16 protein-coding genes are annotated in these 20,083 nt (G+C 62.4%); 8 read left to right on the top strand and 8 right to left on the bottom strand.

The genetic code is table 11. From position 1 onward, the window contains the following. Positions 1-36 precede the first annotated feature (36 nt). Positions 37-1,596, top strand: a complete 1,560-nt coding sequence (locus DTX69_RS17475; protein WP_119302874.1) for a winged helix-turn-helix domain-containing protein — start codon at positions 37-39, stop codon at positions 1,594-1,596. A gap of 722 nt (positions 1,597-2,318) precedes the next feature. Next, positions 2,319-3,890: a winged helix-turn-helix domain-containing tetratricopeptide repeat protein gene (locus DTX69_RS17465; RefSeq protein WP_284735854.1), complete on the top strand. Its 1,572-nt coding sequence runs from the start codon at positions 2,319-2,321 to the stop codon at positions 3,888-3,890. A 236-nt stretch (positions 3,891-4,126) separates the two neighbouring features. On the opposite strand, the gene DTX69_RS17460 is transcribed toward DTX69_RS17465, so the two are convergent. The 5 genes from DTX69_RS17460 to DTX69_RS17440 form a co-directional block, all read right to left on the bottom strand. Then, complete coding sequence (locus tag DTX69_RS17460) at positions 4,127-5,929, bottom strand: dipeptide ABC transporter ATP-binding protein (protein ID WP_119302830.1); 1,803 nt, start codon at positions 5,927-5,929, stop codon at positions 4,127-4,129. Next, positions 5,926-6,774 (bottom strand): ABC transporter permease, encoded by an 849-nt coding sequence (locus tag DTX69_RS17455; protein ID WP_119302829.1) that lies wholly within the window; start codon positions 6,772-6,774, stop codon positions 5,926-5,928. The genes DTX69_RS17460 and DTX69_RS17455 overlap by 4 nt, the downstream gene beginning before the upstream one ends. Then, positions 6,771-7,721: an ABC transporter permease gene (locus tag DTX69_RS17450; protein ID WP_284735853.1), complete on the bottom strand. Its 951-nt coding sequence runs from the start codon at positions 7,719-7,721 to the stop codon at positions 6,771-6,773. Before DTX69_RS17450 ends, DTX69_RS17455 begins: the two co-directional genes overlap by 4 nt. A gap of 11 nt (positions 7,722-7,732) precedes the next feature. Continuing rightward, on the bottom strand, positions 7,733-9,658 hold the full coding sequence (locus DTX69_RS17445) for a S9 family peptidase (RefSeq protein WP_119302827.1): 1,926 nt from the start codon (positions 9,656-9,658) through the stop codon (positions 7,733-7,735). Positions 9,659-9,749: 91 nt separating this feature from the next. Beyond that, positions 9,750-11,339, bottom strand: coding sequence for an ABC transporter substrate-binding protein (locus DTX69_RS17440; RefSeq protein WP_119302826.1), 1,590 nt, complete (start codon positions 11,337-11,339; stop codon positions 9,750-9,752). A gap of 150 nt (positions 11,340-11,489) precedes the next feature. Here DTX69_RS17440 and DTX69_RS17435 point away from each other — a divergent pair, with 150 nt between their 5' ends. Next, complete coding sequence (locus tag DTX69_RS17435) at positions 11,490-12,365, top strand: DUF1028 domain-containing protein (RefSeq protein WP_119302825.1); 876 nt, start codon at positions 11,490-11,492, stop codon at positions 12,363-12,365. 3 nt (positions 12,366-12,368) lie between these two features. On the opposite strand, the gene DTX69_RS30720 is transcribed toward DTX69_RS17435, so the two are convergent. From DTX69_RS30720 to DTX69_RS17425, 3 genes are all read right to left on the bottom strand, one after another. Beyond that, entirely contained in the window at positions 12,369-12,680 is a 312-nt protein-coding gene (locus tag DTX69_RS30720) for a TauD/TfdA dioxygenase family protein (RefSeq protein WP_284735852.1), read from the bottom strand. Next, positions 12,647-13,216, bottom strand: coding sequence for a TauD/TfdA dioxygenase family protein (locus DTX69_RS30715; protein WP_284735851.1), 570 nt, complete (start codon positions 13,214-13,216; stop codon positions 12,647-12,649). The genes DTX69_RS30720 and DTX69_RS30715 overlap by 34 nt, the downstream gene beginning before the upstream one ends. A gap of 76 nt (positions 13,217-13,292) precedes the next feature. Next, positions 13,293-14,129: an alpha/beta hydrolase gene (locus DTX69_RS17425; RefSeq protein ID WP_119302823.1), complete on the bottom strand. Its 837-nt coding sequence runs from the start codon at positions 14,127-14,129 to the stop codon at positions 13,293-13,295. Positions 14,130-14,370: 241 nt separating this feature from the next. Here DTX69_RS17425 and DTX69_RS17420 point away from each other — a divergent pair, with 241 nt between their 5' ends. The 5 genes from DTX69_RS17420 (at position 14,371) to DTX69_RS17400 (ending at position 20,082) form a co-directional block, all read left to right on the top strand. Further along, complete coding sequence (locus DTX69_RS17420; RefSeq protein WP_119302822.1) at positions 14,371-15,024, top strand: GntR family transcriptional regulator; 654 nt, start codon at positions 14,371-14,373, stop codon at positions 15,022-15,024. Positions 15,025-15,290: 266 nt separating this feature from the next. Next, on the top strand, positions 15,291-16,376 hold the full coding sequence (locus DTX69_RS17415; RefSeq protein WP_119302821.1) for an ABC transporter ATP-binding protein: 1,086 nt from the start codon (positions 15,291-15,293) through the stop codon (positions 16,374-16,376). 57 nt (positions 16,377-16,433) lie between these two features. Continuing rightward, positions 16,434-17,867 (top strand): extracellular solute-binding protein, encoded by a 1,434-nt coding sequence (locus tag DTX69_RS17410; RefSeq protein ID WP_119302820.1) that lies wholly within the window; start codon positions 16,434-16,436, stop codon positions 17,865-17,867. Positions 17,868-18,055: 188 nt separating this feature from the next. After that, entirely contained in the window at positions 18,056-19,135 is a 1,080-nt protein-coding gene (locus DTX69_RS17405; protein WP_119302819.1) for a carbohydrate ABC transporter permease, read from the top strand. Further along, on the top strand, positions 19,132-20,082 hold the full coding sequence (locus DTX69_RS17400) for a carbohydrate ABC transporter permease (protein WP_284735850.1): 951 nt from the start codon (positions 19,132-19,134) through the stop codon (positions 20,080-20,082). The genes DTX69_RS17405 and DTX69_RS17400 overlap by 4 nt, the downstream gene beginning before the upstream one ends. Position 20,083: the final 1 nt, after the last annotated feature.

Here is a 20,083-nt window from a genome sequence, read left to right as displayed (position 1 = left end):
CGCTTGCTTGGGCTCTGGCAAACAGGCGGGCGCTACATGCGATTCCAGTTTGAGGACTTTGTGCTCGACCCAGATCGGCGGGAACTCGCCCGTGGGATCGAGACGATTGCGCTCGGACCGCAGGTCTTCGACTTGCTGCTTCACCTGGTGCGAAACCGCGAGCACGTCGTAACTAAGGACAACCTGATCGATGTGGTGTGGGGCGGCCGGATCGTCTCGGAATCCACCCTGACCAGCCACATCAACGCGGTGCGCAAGGCGATCGGAGATACCGGCGAAGAACAACGCCTGGTCCGCACGATCGCGCGCAAGGGCTATCGGTTCGTAGGCGATGTGCGGGAGGCCGATGCATCAAAAAGCGCGGATGCCGCCAAGCCCGACGGGACAGGCTTGGCAGTACCAGACCGGCCATCCATCGCTGTCCTGCCGTTCCTGAACCTCAGCGGCGACCCAAGCCAGGATTACTTCGTGGACGGAGTGGTGGACGACATCATCTCGGCCCTGTCCCGAATGCGCTGGCTGTTCGTCATCGCGCGCAATTCGAGCTTCACCTACAAGGGACGAGCGGTCGACGTGAAGCAGGTTGGCCGGGAACTTGGCGTGCGCTACGTGCTCGAAGGCAGTATTCGCAAGGCGGCAAACCGGGTGCGGATCACCGGTCAGCTCGTCGACGCGAACACGGGAGCGACTCTCTGGTCGGAGCGCTTCGAAAGCGCGCTCGATGACATCTTCGAATTGCAGGACCAGATGGCCACCAGCATCGTCGGCGCGCTCGTGCCGCACCTGGAGAGTGCGGAGATCGAGCGCGCACGCCACAAACCGACCGAGAATCTTGACGCCTACGACTACTATTCGCGCGGCATGTGGAAGTTCCGGCAGGTTTCCAGGAGCGCGATCGACGAGGCGCTGCCACTGTTTTACGAGGCAATCGAGCGCGATCGAGGTTTCGCTTCGGCCTATGCCATGGCCGCCTGGTGCCATTCCTGGCGCAAGCTCAGTCGCTGGGTGACCGATCTCGAGCGGGAGGTTTCAGAAGGCACGCGTCTTGCCCGCCGGGCTGTGGAATTGGGCCAGGACGACGCCGTTGCTCTGGCGGCGAGCGCGCATGCGCTGGCGCATTTGGCCCACGATTTCGACGGCAGCATTGCATTGCTGGATCGGGCGCTGGTGCTGGACCCGAATCTCGCGGCTGGATGGTATCTGGGCGGGTTCCTGAGAATCTGGCGCGGCGAGCTGGACGAGGCGATCGATCGGATCGCCCGGGGGATGCGGCTGAGTCCGTTGGGTCCGGACATGCAGCGGATGGAGGTGGGAACCGCAATGGCGCATCTGCTGGCGGGTCGCACGGAGGACGCCTTGTCATGGGCGGAAAAGGCATCAAGGCATATGTCGGATCAAGCGCTGCCGATCACCATCCTCGCCGCCATCTATGCGCGTGCTGGACGCGGCGATGAGGCCGGGCTGGCGATGCAACAGCTTCGCCGGCTCGATCCGGCGCTGCGACTCTCCAATCTTGGTGAATGGCTGCCATTCCAGCGCCCCCAGGATCTCGCGACCTTCGCCGATGCTCTTCGCGAGGCTGGTTTGCCGGAGTGACTGGTAAGATTGCAGCCAACCGTTGCGCGATCTGAAGGACAGTCGGTCGACTGCGCAAGTTGATATGCCGTCAAGCTCGGTTAGTCGATACCGTTTCGGCCTCGCTCGCTCCGGCCTCGATGTCGATGACTGGAATGGGCTGACGGGGCGTCGCCATCTCGCGCTCGTGCGGTGCGAGGGCACACTTCATCCAGCGCGGCCAGAAGTCCCGGGGCGATGCTTTGCCGTCCATTGCCAGGATCGTACTGCGCATCCAGGCGGCATCTAACCGGCCGGATCGGCCTCTGTTGCTTGATGGTCCACTAACGATCAGAGTGCGCGTTCAGGCAGACCGTGCTTTTCGAGCCACTTCGGACCTGGGCCGCGCATGTAGTGAAGTTCAGGCCGATATGGGTCAAATAGACGCGCTACTTGCTTTTGCCAGCACCGTATCACGATATGAAACATGGCCGCTGGCGACGAGATGCCGGATGTTGCAACTCTGATGACGACGATCTTCACGGCCACTCCTCCATCCGAGGCTGATGGGTGGAGGATGGGCCAAACGGAGCTACAAGACTTTCAAACGATCTCGAATTTGTCTTGGGTTTTTGTCCAAAAACGCCCGCGATCACGGTAGTATGGCGTGCCGAGAGATCGCATACATCACCGAACTCGGACCGAATCCCGCTTTTATCAGATACTTGTGGACTGGCGGTATGGATGCTCACCCGCGCCATGGAATGATGAGATTTTCCTTCGGAGATCACGTGCTCGATCCGGAACGGCGGGAACTTATCCGCGGATCCGAGACGATCGTGGTCGGACCGCAGGTCTTCGATCTGCTGCTTCATCTGGTGCAAAACCGCGAGCGGGTGGTGACCAAGGACAACCTCATCGATGTGGTCTGGGGCGGCCGGATCGTCTCGGAATCCACCTTGACCAGCCACATCAACGCGGTGCGCAAGGCAATCGGAGACACCGGCGAAGAGCAGCGCCTGATCCGCACGATCGCGCGCAAGGGCTACCGGTTCGTGGGCGAAGTCAGGGTAGCCGATGCTTCGGAGAGGCTAGGCCTGGCAAAGCGGGATGAACCAGCTGCGCAAGCGTTGGTGCTTCCTGATCGCCCATCCATTGCCGTCCTGCCGTTTCTCAACCTCAGCGGCGACCCTACGCAGGATTACTTTGTCGACGGGGTGGTGGAGGACATCACCTCGGCATTGTCACGCATGCGCTGGCTGTTCGTCATCGCGCGAAACTCGAGCTTCACATACAAAGGCCGGGCGGTCGATGTGAAGCAGGTGGGCCGAGAGCTGGGCGTACGTTACGTACTCGAAGGCAGCTTGCGCAAGTCGGCAAACCGCGTGCGGATCACGGGGCAGCTGATCGACGCGGGCACGGGCGCGAATATCTGGTCGGAGCGGTTCGAAGGCAAGATCGACAATATCTTCGAACTGCAGGATCAGATGACGGCCAACGTCGTCGGCGCAATCGCTCCGCAGCTGGAGCGGGCGGAAATCAAGCGCGCCAAGCATAAGCCGACCGAAAGCCTTCACGCCTACGACTACTATCTTCGCGCGATGGCGAACCTGCATTGCGGGACCAGGGAGGCGATCGATGAGGCGCTGCCTCTGTTCTACAAGGCCATCGAATTCGACCCGGCCTTCGCCTCGGCCTATGGCATGGCGGCCTGGTGCCACTTCTGGCGCAAGGTCAATGGCTGGATAAGTGATCGCCCGCTGGAAATCGCCGAGGGAACGCGATTGGCTCGCCGTGCCGTCGAGTTGGGCAAGGACGATGCGGTCGCCCTCACGCGCGCCGGCCATGCACTCGTCCATCTCGCTGGCGACCTCGATGGCGGACTCGGCTTGCTCGACCGTGCGGCGGTGCTCAATCCCAATCTGGCGGCCGCCTGGTTCCTCGGTGGGTTCGTCCGGGTCTGGCGCGGCGAACCGGAAGGTGCAATCGCGCACTTCACCCAGGCGATGCGCCTCAGCCCGCTCGACCCGGAAATGTACCGCATGCAGGCCGGAATGGCGGTGGCGCATCTGTTCGCTGGACGCTTCGACGACGCTTCCTCGTGGGCCGGGAAATCGTTCCGGGACTTGCCGAGCTTTCTGATGGTGGTCGCGATCATCGCGGCCAGCCATGCGCTTGCCGGACGGACCGACGAAGCAGAGCGAGCGATGCAACGCCTGCGCCAGCTCGATCCCACCCTCCGCATCGCCAATCTTACGGATTGGCTCCCGATCCGCCGACCACAAGACCTCGCCGTCTTCGCGGACGGCCTGCGCAAAGCAGGGCTGCCGGAGTGATGGAGGACCATTGCCTGCTGAGCATATAGAATTGGTGAGCTCTTGGTACCGAGCGCCGGTTTCTGGCCTGGGTATTGGAGGCGCAGCTGCGGTCCGACTCCTGCAGGGCAGAGCCGAGGCCGAGCACACCTGCGCGTCGGTAGACCGCTGCCCGCGATCGCGGCGCGCCAGCGGAGATTTCGCCAGGATGCGGCCGGTGCCACACCTATCAGTGTGACGGCAGCTTTGGTGGATGATCAGCGGGGAATCGAATCGATCAGACGCTTCGTGTACGGATGTTGTGGTCGGCTGATCACGTCTTCGGCCGAACCATGCTCCACGACTTCACCAAGGTACAGTACGTAGATTCGCTCTGCGATCTGCCGCACGACGGCGAGATCGTGCGTGATGAACAGGTAGGAGAGCCCGAGCTCCAGCTTCAGGCGCTTGAACAGGTTCAAGATCTGAGCCTGCACAGATACGTCGAGCGCGGAGACGGGTTCGTCGCAGACAAGGATCTTCGGTTTGACCGACAAGGCCCGCGCGATGGCCACCCGCTGGCGTTCGCCGCCTGACAGAGAGGACGGCCGGCGCTCGGCATAATACTCCGGCAGGCCGACCTCCCGCAGCAGTTCGGCAATCCGGGCGTCGATCTCCGATCGGGGGAAGCGACCGATCGTTCCGATCGCCTCAGTCAGACTGCGGCGTACCGAGTGACGTGGATTGAGCGTCGAATATGGGTCCTGGAACACCATCTGGATGATGCGGCGCGTGGCGGCGCGTTCGGCGCTGGTCATCGCCGAAAAATCCGAAGCATCGAAACCACCAATGTCAATCCTGCCACTGGTCGGCGTCTCCAATCCGACCAGGATCCGACCGAGGGTCGTCTTGCCGGAGCCTGACTCTCCTACCAGCCCCACGCTCTCGCCCGGCCGCACCTCGATTGATACTCCTTTCAGCGCCTGCACCACGCGGCCGGCTCGGCCGGCAAAGTCCTTCACGAGGCTCGCGGCGCGAACGATCGGCCGGGTCGCGGAATCCGGTGCAGCGGATGGACTGGCCGCTGCGAGCGCGCTACCCCGCAAGGCCTGCATCTCGGCAGCGATCTCCCTGCGCCGAATGCAGGCTGTGAGTCGGCCCGGCGCCAGTTCCGCGAGAGCGGGCGCGGCTGCGCGGCATGCATCCTTCGTCCAATCGCAGCGATCCGCAAAGGCACAGCGACCGGCGACTTCATCCGCGCGCGGGACCTTCCCGCGGATGGCGATCAGCTTGGGCACGCGCTTGTCGGCGGGCGGCTCCGACAGCAGAAGTCCAAGCGTATAGGGGTGAAAGGGGTCCGCCTCCACCGCGCGTGCTGACCCGACCTCAAGAAGCGAGCCTGCGTAGAGAACATAGATCCGGTCGCAGGTGGAGAACGCAAGGCGCAGGTTGTGCGTAATGAGCACGAGGCCCATGCCGCGCGACTGTTGCACCCGTTTCAGGAGCTTGATGATTTCTGCCTGCGTCGTGACGTCGAGGGCGGTTGACGGCTCATCGGCAATCAGCAGTTCGGGATCGCGCGCCAAGGCCGCCGCGAGCGCGATCCGCTGGCTCATGCCGCCGGATAGTTGAAAGGGCATGCGCTCGGCGACGTCCGGATCTGTGATGCCCACTTCAGTGAGGCGGCGCGCAACCTCGCCATTGAGGGCGGCGCGATCGCGGAACTCGGGCCGATCGCGCAGCATCTCGGCGATGTGCAGTCCCGATTTCATGAGCGGGTTCAGCATGGTGAACGGGTCTTGCAGCATGAGCGATAGGCGGCGGCCGCGAATCTGCTGCATTTCGCGTTCCGGCAGGGCAAGCAGATCGATCCCGTCGTAGCTAACCTGTCCCGTCGCGGAGACACCGGGCGGCAAGAGGCGCGCGATCGCCTTCGCGGTCAACGACTTTCCGGAACCGGACTCGCCTACGATGGCAATCGTCTCTCCACGCGCGATCTCCAGGTTCGTTCCGGTCGTGATGGCACGCCCGGCGGCGGTGATGGCAAGGCCCCGAACCGTCAGCAGCGACTTTGCGGTCATTGCCTGGTGAACCGCGCGAACAGCCAGTCGCCTATTAGATTCATGCTAACCGCCGTCAGGATGACCATGGCCGCCGGCAGCAGCAGCGCGACGGGGTTGGTGAAAAGTATCGTGCGGTTCTCAAAGAGCATGCGGCCCCAGTCGGGAGTGCCCGGCTCCACGCCAAGTCCCAGGAAAGAGAGACCCGCCAGGTTGACGAGCGCGAAGGCGAAATCGAGCACGACATAGGCAAGGATGATGGGAAGAACGTTCGGCAGGATATGGACGAAGAGGATGCGCGTCTTGGAAACGCCAAGCGCCCGCGCCGCATCGATATAGGGCCGCGGCCGCTGCTCCAGCACGGCACTGCGCACGATGCGGGTGTCCGGAGCAGTGAACAAGATGATCAGCACTGCGACAGCCGTCCAATATCCGCCGCCGACCACACCGACCACGACGATGGCGACAAGGGGCCCTGGCAGGGCGAGCATGAAATCGACCCAGCGCATGATACCGGAATCGACCACCCCGCCGAGATAGCCGGACAGCAACCCGAGCACCGTGGCGATGGCGAAAGCGCCGGCCGCTACAACGACGGGTCCGATCAGTGCGGTCCAGGCCCCGTGGATCACGCGCGAGAGGACATCGCGCCCAAGCAGATCGGTACCGGCTGGGAACTCGGCGGATGGCGGAGTGTCGCCGATTTCCAGACGCTGGGTAAATGGAGAATCCGGCGCTATGCTGCCGCCGAAGAACGCGCAGATGACGACGATCGCAACGACTATGAAGGCGATCACGATGGCCGGCGGAATGGCGTCGCGCGGTGCCCTTTCCTTTGGCTGCGTCGCTTCGACATGTTCAGTCATGACGCTACCTTACCGAAGCGGATTCGGGGATCGATCATGGTGTAGATGATGTCGACAACCAGGTTAATGATGACCACGAACAACGCGAATACCAGTGTCGTGCCCTGGATCAGGGGAATGTCGCGTCTCTGCACGGCATCGACGATCAGGGAGCCGAGGCCGGGCAGCGCGAATGTCACCTCGACGTAAATCGCGTTGGCGAGAAATCCGATCACGATGAGCCCGCCGGCGGTGACCACCGGAATCAAGGCATTGCGTAGGATGTAGGCGAATGTGATGCGCGCGGCGCTCATGCCGCGGGCGCGGGCAAACGCGACATAGTCGCGATCCATCACTTCGATCATGGAGGCGCGCGTGATCTTGACAACGATCGCCATGATCGAGAGGGCAAGGGCGAGAGACGGCAACGTCAGGTGCCAGAAGCGATCGAGAAAGCCGCGGCCCGCGCCAAAGGTCGGAAACCAGCCGAGCACCACGCCGAACACATAGAGCAGGAATATGCCGGTGACGAAAGCCGGCGATGAGATGCCGAATACCCCGAACATGACGACGAAACGGTCCAGCCGCCCCCCACGGCGGAAGGCCGCCAGCATGCCGAGCAGGATGCCCGCCACCAGAACGATCACCGTGCTGATCAGGCAAAGATATATCGTGACGCCGGCACGTTCCTTGATCGAACTCAGGACCAGCCGGTTGCCGTTGATCGATCGTCCCAGATCGCCCTGCAGCACCTGCCCCAGCCACTTGCCGTACTGGACGATGAAAGGATCATCGAGATGATAGCGCGCGCGCAGAGTGGCGAGCGTCTCGGGGTCGGACGGGCGCGTGCCCAGCAGGGCCCGAACCGGATCACCCGGCGCGAGATGGACCAGGGAGAAAACGCCGAATGAAATGATGAGCAGCAGCGGCACGGCGATCGCAAGCCGCATGAGGATGAGGCGTGCCATGCCCGATCGCATCATTGCGCCGCCTTGATGTAGCGGTCGAACCAGGCCGCCATCCGCCGGGCCTTGTCCAGGCGATGGCCCCATTCCTGGAATCCATGGCCCTCGCGCGGATAGACCACGAGCTCCGCCGGGACGCCACGCTCAACCAAGGCGCTATAGAATTCCTGGCCCTGGCCGAGCGGCGTGCAGCGATCCAGCTCACCGTGAATGATCAGAGTCGGCGTTGTCGGTTTGTCGAGCCGGAACAATGGCGAGCGGTCGATGGCGAGCTTGCGGTAGCGCTCCTCTTTCAATGGGCCGCCGACAATGAACTCGCCGAAATCATGGTTGCAGGAATAGTGGCAGCTCCATTGATTGGCGATACCGGAGACCATCACCGCCGCCTTGAAGCGATTGGTGCGAGCGACCGCCCAGGCGGTCATGTAGCCACCATAGCTCGCGCCTGTCACGCCGAGCCGGTCGGCATCGGCGATCCCCTCCCCAATGCAATGGTCGATGCCGGCCATGATGTCATCCCACTCTGCGCCGCCCGGATCGCCGATATTGAGCCGCGAGTAGGACTGCCCCCAGCCGGTATTGCCGCGATAGTTCGGCAGGAACACGGCGTATCCGGCCGCGACCTCGTGGAGCGCAAAGCCCGGATCGAAGGCGTGCTTGGCCGACCAGGTCGGACCGCCATGGATGTCGACGATGGTCGGCAGGGGACCGGATTTGCGATCTTTCGGCAGCAGGACGAGCCCTTCCATCGAAAGGCCGTCCTTGCCTGTCCAGTGCACTTCGCGCACCTCGGGATACTCTGCATAGTCCGCCATGATTGCTGCGTTGAGCGAAGTCACCGGCGACCAATCGGAGTCTGGCGCAGCCTTGAATACGATCTCGGGCGGAGCCCCCACAGCTTCGCGAATGGCGGCAAGGCTCTTATTGTCGGGTGCAGGTGAGATGGAAGCGAGGAAGCTGTTGGGGCCAACGACCGCATCTTCCCGCTCGATCCATTCGAACGTTCCGTCCAGCCGGACGATTCCGTAGATGGAGCCAAGCCGCGACCATCCGGCGAACCACATGCTCTCCTCGTCCCGCCAGGATAGAGACGTGATGTTGGACTGCTCGGCAGCGACGAGTGGACTGACCTTGCCCGTGGCGAGATCGAGAATGCGCATCTCTCCGGCGACCAGGCCGCGATCGCTCGACCAGCCTTCGAGGAATGCGATCTTGATGCGCGAAGGCGAGACCGCCGGGCTCTGCAATTGCCACGGCGACCGATGCAGGATCGTGACGGCTCGCGCGGCGAAGTCGATGCGTGCCATCTTGGCGTGATACCAACCGCGCTCGCTGGCATCGGCCGATACCAGGGCGATGGCGGCATCGTCGCCAAACAAGTCGAACTCCCAAACCGTGGCATCGGGTGGACCGATCTCGACGGTCGCACCGTCGGATGCCGAAACCTTGAACAAGCGCCGGCGCGCATCGATCGGGTTGGTGACAGCCGGATCCTCGGTACCGTCCCACCAGAGTCGCACGGCGTCGTCAGTGGCGCCCCCGTCCAGGCCACGGTCGGCGGCCAGCACGATGAGCGCGGAGCCGTCGCTGGTCCAGCGCATGTCCTCGATCGTGCCGGGAATGCGGCCCAACGGCTTCGCGGCACTTTCATCCAGGACGAAAAGGTCGGCCTTGCCGCGGACCAGACGATCGGATGCGAAGGCCAGGCGATCATCGACCGGCGAATAGCGCGGCGAATAATCGCCGTTCGGCCCATGGGTCAATTCGGTGGCGGTGCCGTCCAGCTCGTAGCGCCAGATCCGGCTTTGATAGCTTTCATTGGCATCACGGCCAGACGGGCGAATCGTGGCAGCGAGCGCCCGGCCGCTACGGTGAAAGGAGATGTCGGAGGGAAACCGGACGCGGTCGAGGCGTGCCAACACCTTTGCGAGCTTGTCCATATGGACCAGACCCTCTGAATGAGATTGCCGCCGCGGTCATGCCGCCAAGCGGAGAGGGAAGGGGCCGCGACGATGCGGCCCCTCGTACCGCCTATTTCAAGCCGAACCCGCGGATCGCCCACGGGACATTGTACCAGAAGGCGTTGTAGCCGGTCAGCTTGTACTCATTGCTGATCGCCATGGCCGAATCGGGCCAGAAGATCGGCACCAGGGCGGCATCCTCATTGACGATCCTGAACACCGTCTTCAAGGCCTCGGCGCGCTCCTTCGGATCCGACTTTTGGTTTGCGACATCGAGCGCCTTGTCGACCTCGCTATTCTTGAAATTGGAGCCGTTCATGCCGTCCTTGACCGCATTGGCGCTGGCGTAGAATAGGTACGGATAGTTCGCTGCATCCGCGAAATCCGGATAGTATGCCATGATCTGCATGCCCAGGTCCTCATGCCGGAAATAGCCTGCGAGCCATTGGTTCGCGTCAACTTCCTGCACTTTCATGGTAATGCCGATCTGCTTCAGATTCTCTGACACGCTTTGCAGGATGTTGATCATGTACGGGTCGGCCGACGACCCTGGCACGGTGACCTCAAACCCGCCTGCATGCTTGGACTGCGCCAGCTCGGCTCTGGCCTTGTCGAGATCGAACCGGTAGGAGGGAAGCGTGGCATAGAACTTCCGCACTTCGTCGGGCGACATGATCCCGGCCCACATTTCAGGTGGGTTGAGCGCTGTCGCGGGCTCGCCGTTGCTCTTGAGCAGGGCCTTGACCAGTCCTTCGCGATCCACCGAGTAGGCGATCGCCTTGCGGACATGGATGTCGTCGAACGGGGGCGCCGACTGATCCATGGTCAACATGAACACCCCAAGCGAGGGGGCCGTGATGACGTCGACATTGCCGAGCGCCTTCCACTGGTCGATGTCGGAAATGGCGAGATCGAACGTGCCGTCGATGTCGCCATTCTTCGCGGCCAGCAGGCGGGTCTGGCGGTCCGGGATCGCGGAGAAGATGATGCGCTTGGCGACCGGCTTTGTGCCCCAGTAGTCGTCGCGCGCCTCCAGCACCACGGTGTCGGCGGGCGTGAATTCGACCAGCCTGTAGGGCCCGGTACCGAGCGGCAGAGCATCCGGCGTGCCGATATCCTCCGGGAATTCCTCCAGCTGTTTCTTGCTGAAGAGGAACCCCGCCATATGGGCAGGCGTATACTGGAACTGCACGTTCGGCGCCGTCAGCTTCACCGTCACTTCGTTGTCGCCGCTCGCCGTGACTGTATCGACCGAGCTGAAGAAGGCGGCGAGCTGCGACCCTGACTTGGGATCCATCTGATAGAGGAACGACGCAACGACGTCGTCCGGCGTCAGCGGCGAGCCGTCGCCGAACGTGACACCCTGGCGAAGAGTGTAGACGTAGGTCGTATCGTCAACCTGCTTCCAGGATTCCGCGACCGCCGGCTGCAAGGACAGATCATCGCCGAAAGCCAGCGGTCCTTCTTGCACCAGGGACATGATGGCACCCACGTAAGTGCTCCAGGCGCGGGGCACGAACATCGTGTCATTAATAGAGGGCAGAGCCCAGCGGACCTCTTCGATCGGTTCCTGCGCGCTTGCCCGGATGGCACGGCTCAGCATGACGACAGACGCTGTCGAGCCAGCTACAAACAGGCGGCGCGTGATATGCGCATGCATGGCAACCTCCCTGTTCTTTTTTGTGTGAGACGGAGTCTTGATAGAAGTGCAGGGTGAGTCAATGTCGATGCAAGATGGAGGTCAATCCTATCGGACTCCGTCATGCCGCGAAGATTTTGACGCAATGAGGAAAACACGAGGGAAAACGAAGTGCGGCGCAATTGTATCGTTACAACATTCTCCATCGTCGCTGCCGATCTTGCGACGGGTGATCTCGGCATCGCCGTCGCATCGAAGTTTCTCGCCTGTGGCGCCGTGGTGCCATGGGCCAGGGCCGGCGCGGGCGCGGTGGCGACGCAGAGCTATGCCAACACGGCGTACGGGCCTGATGCCATCAGGATGATGCGTGACGGCTTGTCCGCACAGGAAGCGTTGGTCCGACTGCTGGTGGACGATGCCGATCGCGATCTGCGCCAAGTGGGGCTGGTCGATGCGCGTGGCGGCGCAGCGGCTCATACCGGTCCCGGTTGCCACGCATGGGCCGGACATCGCGTGGGCGATGGGTTCACCTGTCAGGGCAACATCCTGGTCGGCCAAGAGACAGTTGAGGCCATGGCTGACGCCTTCCAGGCCTCGAAGGGCGCGCTCGCCAGCCGCCTGGTGACCGCATTGGCCGCCGGTGAGAAGGCGGGTGGCGACAAGCGGGGCAAGCAGGCCTCCGCGCTCTATGTCGTGCGTCCGAAGGGCGGCTATGGCGGGATGAACGATGTGCTCGTCGATCTGCGCGTCGATGATCATCCTGAGCCGGTTGCGGAGCTGGTCCGCCTGCTCGATCTGCGCGATCTGTATTTCGGAACGAGTCCAGCCGCGGAGAAGCTGAAGATCGAAGGCGCCGTGCTCGCAGATCTGAAGCGCCTGATGATCCTGAAGGGCTTCTATCACGGCGACGCCTCGGGTCCTTGGGATCAGGCGACCAGGCAGGCGCTCGATGCATTCATCGCATCGGAGAACTTCGAGGAACGTATCGATCTCAAGAAGCGGACGATCGACGCACCGGTATTGACATACCTGCGTGGACGGCTTTGAAGGCTAAGAGTCCTTGCCGGGGGCGGAGATGGGCCGCTCGCCCTTGATGGTCGTGCGATGCATGAGGCGGCGGGCGCCATCGTAATCGTTGACGGCGTAATGCATGGCGCAGCGATTGTCCCAGATCGCCAGGTCGTGGGTAGCCCAGCGCAGGCGGCAGGTGAACTCGGGCCGGATGGCGTGGGCGTAGAGGAACTCGAGAAGCGGACGGCTCTCGGCCTCGGTCATGCCGTCGAAGCGCGTGGTGTAGATCGCGTTGACGAACAGCGCCTTGCGACCCGTCACCGGATGCACGCGCACGACGGGATGTGCCACCTCGCGGTCGCCTCCGGCTGGTTTCGCTCGATGCCGATCGAGCGCGAGACCTTGAGATCGGCGACCACGCCGCCGACGCCATAGGGCCGTCCGGCATGCATCGCATTGAGGCCGTCGAGCATGCGCCGCATGCCCTCTGACAGCGCGTCGTAGGCGCTGTACATATTGGCAAACAGCGTATCGCCGCCAAAATCCGGCACCTCGCGCGCATAGAGCACTGAGCCCAGCGGCGGCTCCTCGAGGAAGCTGAAATCCGAATGCCAGGCGTTGCCGAAGGTGCTGATGTTGCGCTCGTCGGCCTCCTTCAGCACAGCGATGATATCCGGGTATTCCGCCATGTGCTTGATGTAGGGCGAGCGGCTGAGCGGGCCGAACCGGCGCGAGAAGGCGAGATGCTGCTCCGGGGTCAGGCGCTGGTCATGGAAGAACAGCACGAGACGATCCTGAAATGCGCGCTCGATCTCCGCGAAAGTCGCGTCGTCGAGCGGCTGGGCAAGGTCCACGCCATGAACATCGGCTCCAAGCGCGCCAGCCATCGGCCGGACCTCGATGCGGGTGTAGGGAGCGACCATGGTCCGAATATAGGCGATGGTACGGTGACGACGGAAGGCGCTAAGGCTGGGCGCAGGGTTGTGAGTCGCGGATGGCTCTTATCAGCAGGTCTCCGGCGGCGCTTCCGGGGATACCCAGGTCCCTCACAGCGCTCATGTGGTCCGCATCGCGCAGCATGTGCTCGGACACGAAGAGCCCCTGATGCTCAAGGTGCTGCGCGAAGCTTGAGCCCTGGTTCCTGAAGGGATCCGTTTCCCGCGCGCCGTAAGCCACGATGACGCGCGTGCCCCGTTCGTGTTGCAGCAGGAGCGGCGAGAACGCGGTCACCTCCTGGTCCGTGAGGCCGATGAGAGGCTGCAGAAACGACGACTGGAGCGGCTTCAGATCATAGACTCCGCTGAGAAGCAGGGCGCTTGCTGGCCGCGGGACACCGGCACCTTGGCAGAAGGTGAAGCTCGCCAGATGCGCGCCCGCCGAATGGCCGCTGACGGACAAGCGTCCTGTGTCGCCGCCATAGGTGCCGCTGTTGTTGGTTAGCCACTGGATCGCTTTCCGAACCTGAGCGACGATTGTGTTCAGCCGCACGTCAGGCATCAGATCGTAGTCCATGATAGCGGCGATGGCGCCCGCGGCAGTGACCGTATCGGCGATGAACGAGAAATCGTCCTTTGAGAACATGCGCCAGTAGCCGCCATGTATGAAGAGGTGCACAGGGCCCGCGCCGCTTGACCCCTTCGGGAAGAAGAGATCCAGCCTCTCGTTCGCACCCGTGCCATAGGCGATGTCGCGCTTCATCTGGTGCGTTTCGCGCGTGATCGCGCTCCTGGCCTTGTACTCCTCGACCAAGGCGTCGAAGTTCGCCACGTAATCCCGATTGCGGAAAGGATCCTTGGCCATAGCGCGCGCCTCCGACTTCCAAACTCAGATCGAAGCCGCGATGTACCGGGTCGCGAGCAAATGGTAAATGCCGTCGACCCGCCCTCGGAAGACGTCCGCAGTCCGGAGGGCTTGAGATCGTATATGCTATCGTATACGATAAGACTAGGTTCTGTGCTTTCGCCCGGTGTCAAGCTAAGAGAAGCATACGACGCGTGGCGAGGAGCACGACCATCAATCGGCTGGGTGCGTCGGGAGCGTCATGGTTATCCAGAGGTCGAGGGGCCTGGCCGATGATGTCTATGGGGCGATTTTCAACAAACTCATGTCCCTGGAAATCGCGCCTGGCGGGCGCATCACAGTCGACGGATTGGTCCGGGAACTGGAGGTCTCCCACACACCCATTCGCGAGGCGCTGGGGCGATTGGAAGGTGAGGGGCTCGTGGTCAAGACTCACCTCGTCGGCTACAGCGCAGCACCGCAAATCACGCGCCGGCGCTTTGAGGAACTCTACGAGCTTCGTCTCCTGCTGGAGCCGGACGCTTCGCGCCGCGCCGCTCAACGGATCACCGAACCAAGAATGCGCAAACTGAGGGAAACTGCCGAGCAGATGCGCAACCTCAACAGTACCGCGGAAAGATCAGGCTACACCAGATTCGCACGGCTCGATGCGGATTTTCACGACCGGATCATGGAGATCGCTGGCAACGAGTTGATCCGCGATACGCTGGCGCATCTGCACACACATTTCCACATCTTCCGTTTGCTGTTCCACGCCCGGGTGACCGAAGAGGCACTCACGGAGCACGAGTCTGTTCTGGTGGCCCTTTCATCTGGCGACGAGGAGGGGGCGGAGCGCGCCATGCGTGAGCACATCGAACGTTCGCGCGGGCGGCTCCTGATGGCTTTTGAGTGATGTTTGGCCGCGTCCTCCCGTCCTGGAGCCTGTCGGGTCAGACGGCAAAAGAGTGGCCAAGCAACCGAGTATGACTGCCGTTCAGGAGCGGTTGGAATGAGCGATTTATACAAAAACTTCCCCGATACCCACAAGACGTGGCAGTCTGCTCAACACAGCGTAGGGCAGAGGCGGGAGAAGGGCCGCATAATGCCGATGCCGTCTGGCGGCATTCCTCCGATGTCGGACCGGGATGGCTTCCTGTGGCAGTGACTGGGGGAGTGTCGATGGGACAGGTCGATGGCTACGCGCTGAGCTTGACGAACGTCAGCAAGTCCTACGGCCACGTGAGAGCTCTGCAGAATTTGTCCTTCAGCGTTGCAGAGGGCCGCTTCTTCGTGCTGTTCGGGCCAAGCTCGGTCGGCAAGACGACGACGCTCCGCACGATCGCCGGCCTGGTCCCGCCGGATCGGGGCCGGGTCGAGATCTTTGGCAAGGACTGGACGCACGAGCCTATTGCCGGCCGCGGCGTGTCGATGGTGTTCCAGTCCTTCGCGCTTTATCCGCACCTCACTGTCTACGAGAACTTCGCTTATCCCCTGGTCGAAGCCAAGCTCGGCCGTGAGGAGATCGATCGCCGCGTCAAGGAGACGGCAGCGATGCTCCGGCTCGACACGAAGCTGGACCGCAAGCCTGGCACACTCTCGGGCGGCGAGCAGCAGCGCGTGGCGCTCGGGCGGTCGCTGATCCGCCGCCCCCGGGTCCTCCTGCTGGATGAACCTCTAACGAATCTGGACGCGAAGCTCCGGCACGACATGCGCGCGGAACTGAAGCGGCTGCATCGCCAGTTCGGACTCACCATCGTCTATGCGACCCCGGACGAGCTCGAGGCGCTGTCCATGGGCGAGGAAATCGCCGTACTGCGCGATGGCGCCGTGGTGCAGATCGGGACACCCGACGAGCTCTACGAAACGCCGCGCGATGTGTACGTCGCTGGCAAGATCGGTTCGCCCCACATGAACATGATCAAGGGCAAGCTGGCACCGGACGGCACCACCATCGAGTCGGCGATCGGGACCCTGCGGCGGAAATTTAACGCAGCGGAGGCCGGCGAAGCGGCCGTGATCGGCATCCGCCCAAGCGACATCCGGCTCGCGGCGAGCGGCGAAAGCGGCGTTGCGGCGAGCATTGCGATGCTTGAGCCCCTGGGCGATGTTACGGTGGTTTCCGTAGAAGCGGGTGGAGAGACGCTTCGCATGGTACTGCCGGAATCGGCCGCTTCGGGCCTGCAGCCCGGTCAGCCGGCGTCCGTCGTTCTCGATCCAGGAAAGTTCCACGTCTTCCGAGCCTCGAGCGGACAGGCGATCACCTGACGCCAGAGGCCAGAAGAAGAAAAAGACGGCCAACAACACATGGGAGGAGACCTGAAGATGACCGCGACAACGAAGATCAAGGGCGTAATGGCGGCGGCCGGTTTTGCCGCTTCGCTCATGGTGGGCGGAGCGACGATTTCCTACGCCGACGAGGTGACGCTGACGATGGCCGTACCGGATTGGCCGCCGACGCGCATCATGAAGAAGTTCTTCGACGAGCAGTACAAGCCGAAGTCCGGCAACACTGTGAAGCTTGATGTTGATTTCATCCCCTGGCCCGACTTCTATACCCGTGTCAATGCATCGCTCACCTCGGGTGAGCAGAAGTATAACTTCATCGTGTCGGACTCGCAGTGGTTGGGCGCCTTCGTAGAGGGCGGCTATTTCCGCAAGATCAATGATCTGCTTGATGCCGATCCTGAGTTCAAGAAGACGTTCATGGAGATCCATCCGAATCCGCTGAACGCCTATGCGACCTATCCGCACAAGTCGGAGAACTATTACGGCTTCCCGCAGTTCCCCGACGTGCTGGTGAACTTCGCGCGCAAGGACATCATTTGCCACGAAGAGGAGCAGAAGAACTTCCAGGCGAAGTACAATAAGAAGCTGCCCTGCACGGGTGAAGAGCTCGACGCCATGACCTGGGACGACTTCAGGAACGTGGGCGAGTTCTTCCGGCGCAAGAAGGGCGAGATGCTGGCCGGCAAGCCCGCCGAGGACGATTTCTACGGCATCGCCTTCCAGGCGGGCAAGGCGTACGACTTCTCGTCCATGCAGATCAATGGCTTCATCTGGCAGATGGGCGGCAACATCTGGGACGAGACGCAGGCGCCCAGCGGCCAGGCGGAAGGCGTCGTGAATTCGCCGGAGGCGGTGAAGGCTCTCGAGACGTACCTGAGCCTGATCGAATACATGCCGCCGGTGGCCAAAACCGGCACCATGGACATCTTCAAGGAGGATGAACTGTTCCGCGAGGGCAAGGTGGCCATGGCCGTCAACTGGATCGGCCTTGGCGAAGCCTCGCTCGATCCAAAGACCTCAAAGGTTTCGGACAAGCTGGTGTTCGGCATGATGCCGGGAACCAAGGGCCCCGACGGAAAGATGGTCCGTTGGTCCAATATTGGTGGACAGCCCTTCGTGCTGACCACCTGGACGACCGACGCCCAGATCAAGGAAGCGGTGGAGTTCGTCAAGTGGTGGCTGTCGTCCGACATCCAGCACCAGTTCGCGGCGGCGGGGGGCCAGTCGGCCGTCAAGTCGGTGTATTCAGATCCCAAGTATGTGACGTACCGCCCCTGGAACAGGGCCTGGGCTCCTTCGCTCGATTGGCAGAAGGACGTGTGGCACGTGCCGCAGTTCTTCGAGCTGCTGACCCAGCAGCAGGACCAGTTCGACCTTGCTATCACCGGCAAGCAGGATGCCAAGACGACCTTGGACAATATCGCCAAGTTCCAGCAGAACCTGCTCACCGAAGTGGGACTGATCCAATGACGTGACGAAGGCCGCTGCCGCACGTTCCTCCGGGACGACGGCAGCGGCCCGAGCCATAGGCGGGCGGGTCAGCCGCAGCTTCGGCTCCCCCGTCTAGCCAATCGGATGGCACGACCGGATGCCGCGGCGGCGGCAAGGCGTGCCGCAACTCGCTAAAACTGGATCGTTTTCGAAGAGTCAGCGTTTTCATGTCAGTCACACCAGTCACGTCAGTCCCACGAACTGCCCGGACGTCGCCGGCCCTTCTCGAGGTTTCCGCCGACAACTGGCGGCTGGCCATACTCGTGGGCGTCGTCGTCTCCGCGCTTGGCGTGGCAGCCCTGCCGGCATCCGTTTCCTTCTGGATCGTCGGTGCCATGGCAGCCATGGTCGCTGCGGCGTTTGTGGTGAACGCCTACCGCCGCCGCTATTACGGCGGGCTTCTCGTCACGCCGGCCATAGCGGTTCTGTTCGTGATGAACATCTTCCCGCTGCTGTGGTCCCTGGGGCTTTCGTTCTTTGCCTACCAGTCGAACCAGCAGTCGATCCGGTTCGTCGGCCTCTACAACTACATCAAGGTTCTAACCAACGACATTGCGGCGCCGGACAACTGGAACGCCTTGATCAACACGGCGATGTTCGTCGTGCTCACGGTTTCGACCCAGATGATTGTCGGCTTCCTGTTGGCGATGCTCTTCGCCAAGCAGTTTCCGCTCCGCAAATACCTCCTCATCCTGGTGCTGACGCCGATGATGCTGTCGGTCGTCGCCTCAGGCGTGTTCTTCACTTACTATTATGACCCCACCTTCGGCATCCTCAGCTATGTGATGAACAGCATCACCGACGGCCAGTTCATCCTCATGGACAGCAAGGCGGGCGCCGTGGCGGGCATCGTCTTTGCCGACGCCTGGATGTGGTCGCCCTTCGTCATGCTGCTGGTCCTCGCGGGCCTGGTGTCGGTGCCGAAGTATCTCTACGAGGCGGCGGCCATCGACCGGGTCTCGGCCTGGCGGCGCTTCTGGAGCATCACGTTTCCCTATATCCGCGGGCTCCTGATGCTGGCGCTCCTGTTCCGCACCATCGAAGCCTTCAAGCTTGCCGACCTCGTGATCCTCCTCACCAAGGGCGGCAACGACACCATGACGATCTCGTACCATCTGATCCGCATCGCCAACGAGCAGAACAAGACGAGCGAGGGCGCGGCCATCTCCTACGTCATGCTGTTCATGGTGATCGTGCTGACGAACCTCTATCTCTATCTCGCCAAGCGCAGGAACCGGGAGGCATGACCATGGAATCCGGCACCTCCATCTGGGAACGCATGGGTTTCCGCAAGAGCAGCGGCGTCGCAGAGGCGGGCTGGGGTCATACCCTGGTCGTGGCGGGCGTCAGCTTCATCTACTTCCTGCCGGTGTTGTTCATTATCTTCACCGCCATCAAGCCGCAGGCGCTGGCGCTGTCGGTGCCGCCGACGCTGTCGCCGACGTCGCTGTTCGGTCTCATCCCCGATCAGTTCGTCTTCACCCCGACGCTCGAGAATTTCGGCTCGGTTTTCTCCCGGGTGATGACGGCCGGCGGGCAGCCGGAGCCCACCGGCTTCGACCGCTTCTTCTTCAACTCGATCGTGATCGCGTCCGTGTCCGTCCTGCTTGCCCTCGTCCTCGGCACGCTGGCGGCCTACGGTTTCTCGCGCTATCCGCTCAAGGGCAACGACACCTATCTATTCATCATCCTGACGACACGCATGCTGCCGGCGATCGTCGTCATCATTCCGGTGATCCTGATGTTCCGCGCCGCGGGCCTCTCGGGCTCCTACCTCGGCATCATCATGCTTTACACGGCCTTTAACCTGGCCTTCACCATCTGGATGATGAAGAGCTTCTTCGACGAGCTCTCGCCCGATGTCGAGGACGCGGCCCGCATCGATGGCTCGTCCGAGATCAAGGTGTTCCTGAAGATCTGTCTGCCGCAAGTCATCGCGGGCCTGGCCGCGACCTTCGTGTTCGGCCTGATCCTGACCTGGAACGAGTTTCTGTTCGCCCTCCTGCTGACCGGCCCCGACACGCGCACCGTGCCGGTGGCGATGAATCAGGCTGTCTCTTCCGGCGGCCGCGGAACGGATTGGACGCTGCTGGCAGCGATTGAGACGCTGTTCCTCATACCGGTCTTCCTGGTCACGTTCTTCCTGCAGGAACATTTGCTGCGCGGCGTCACGTTTGGCACGGTCAGGAAGTAGT

The organism is Dongia deserti, from assembly GCF_003574735.1.
GTDB classification, from domain to species: domain Bacteria; phylum Pseudomonadota; class Alphaproteobacteria; order Dongiales; family Dongiaceae; genus Dongia_A; species Dongia_A deserti.
This window is presented reverse-complemented; position numbering and strand designations above follow the sequence as displayed.

What these genes read in the sequence shown, in the direction of transcription:
- DTX69_RS30715 (WP_284735851.1), bottom strand. Translation starts at nt 13,216, where the DNA reads ATGGCTGGCGCGCTTGGAGCCGATGTTCATGGCGTGGACCTTGCCCAG.
- DTX69_RS17445 (WP_119302827.1), bottom strand. Translation starts at nt 9,658, where the DNA reads ATGGACAAGCTCGCAAAGGTGTTGGCACGCCTCGACCGCGTCCGGTTT.
- DTX69_RS17415 (WP_119302821.1), top strand. Translation starts at nt 15,291, where the DNA reads ATGGGACAGGTCGATGGCTACGCGCTGAGCTTGACGAACGTCAGCAAG.
- DTX69_RS17420 (WP_119302822.1), top strand. Translation starts at nt 14,371, where the DNA reads ATGGTTATCCAGAGGTCGAGGGGCCTGGCCGATGATGTCTATGGGGCG.
- DTX69_RS17440 (WP_119302826.1), bottom strand. Translation starts at nt 11,339, where the DNA reads ATGCATGCGCATATCACGCGCCGCCTGTTTGTAGCTGGCTCGACAGCG.
- DTX69_RS17475 (WP_119302874.1), top strand. Translation starts at nt 37, where the DNA reads ATGCGATTCCAGTTTGAGGACTTTGTGCTCGACCCAGATCGGCGGGAA.
- DTX69_RS17410 (WP_119302820.1), top strand. Translation starts at nt 16,434, where the DNA reads ATGACCGCGACAACGAAGATCAAGGGCGTAATGGCGGCGGCCGGTTTT.
- DTX69_RS17400 (WP_284735850.1), top strand. Translation starts at nt 19,132, where the DNA reads ATGACCATGGAATCCGGCACCTCCATCTGGGAACGCATGGGTTTCCGC.
- DTX69_RS17450 (WP_284735853.1), bottom strand. Translation starts at nt 7,721, where the DNA reads ATGGCACGCCTCATCCTCATGCGGCTTGCGATCGCCGTGCCGCTGCTG.
- DTX69_RS17455 (WP_119302829.1), bottom strand. Translation starts at nt 6,774, where the DNA reads ATGACTGAACATGTCGAAGCGACGCAGCCAAAGGAAAGGGCACCGCGC.
- DTX69_RS17460 (WP_119302830.1), bottom strand. Translation starts at nt 5,929, where the DNA reads ATGACCGCAAAGTCGCTGCTGACGGTTCGGGGCCTTGCCATCACCGCC.
- DTX69_RS17425 (WP_119302823.1), bottom strand. Translation starts at nt 14,129, where the DNA reads ATGGCCAAGGATCCTTTCCGCAATCGGGATTACGTGGCGAACTTCGAC.
- DTX69_RS17465 (WP_284735854.1), top strand. Translation starts at nt 2,319, where the DNA reads ATGATGAGATTTTCCTTCGGAGATCACGTGCTCGATCCGGAACGGCGG.
- DTX69_RS17405 (WP_119302819.1), top strand. Translation starts at nt 18,056, where the DNA reads ATGTCAGTCACACCAGTCACGTCAGTCCCACGAACTGCCCGGACGTCG.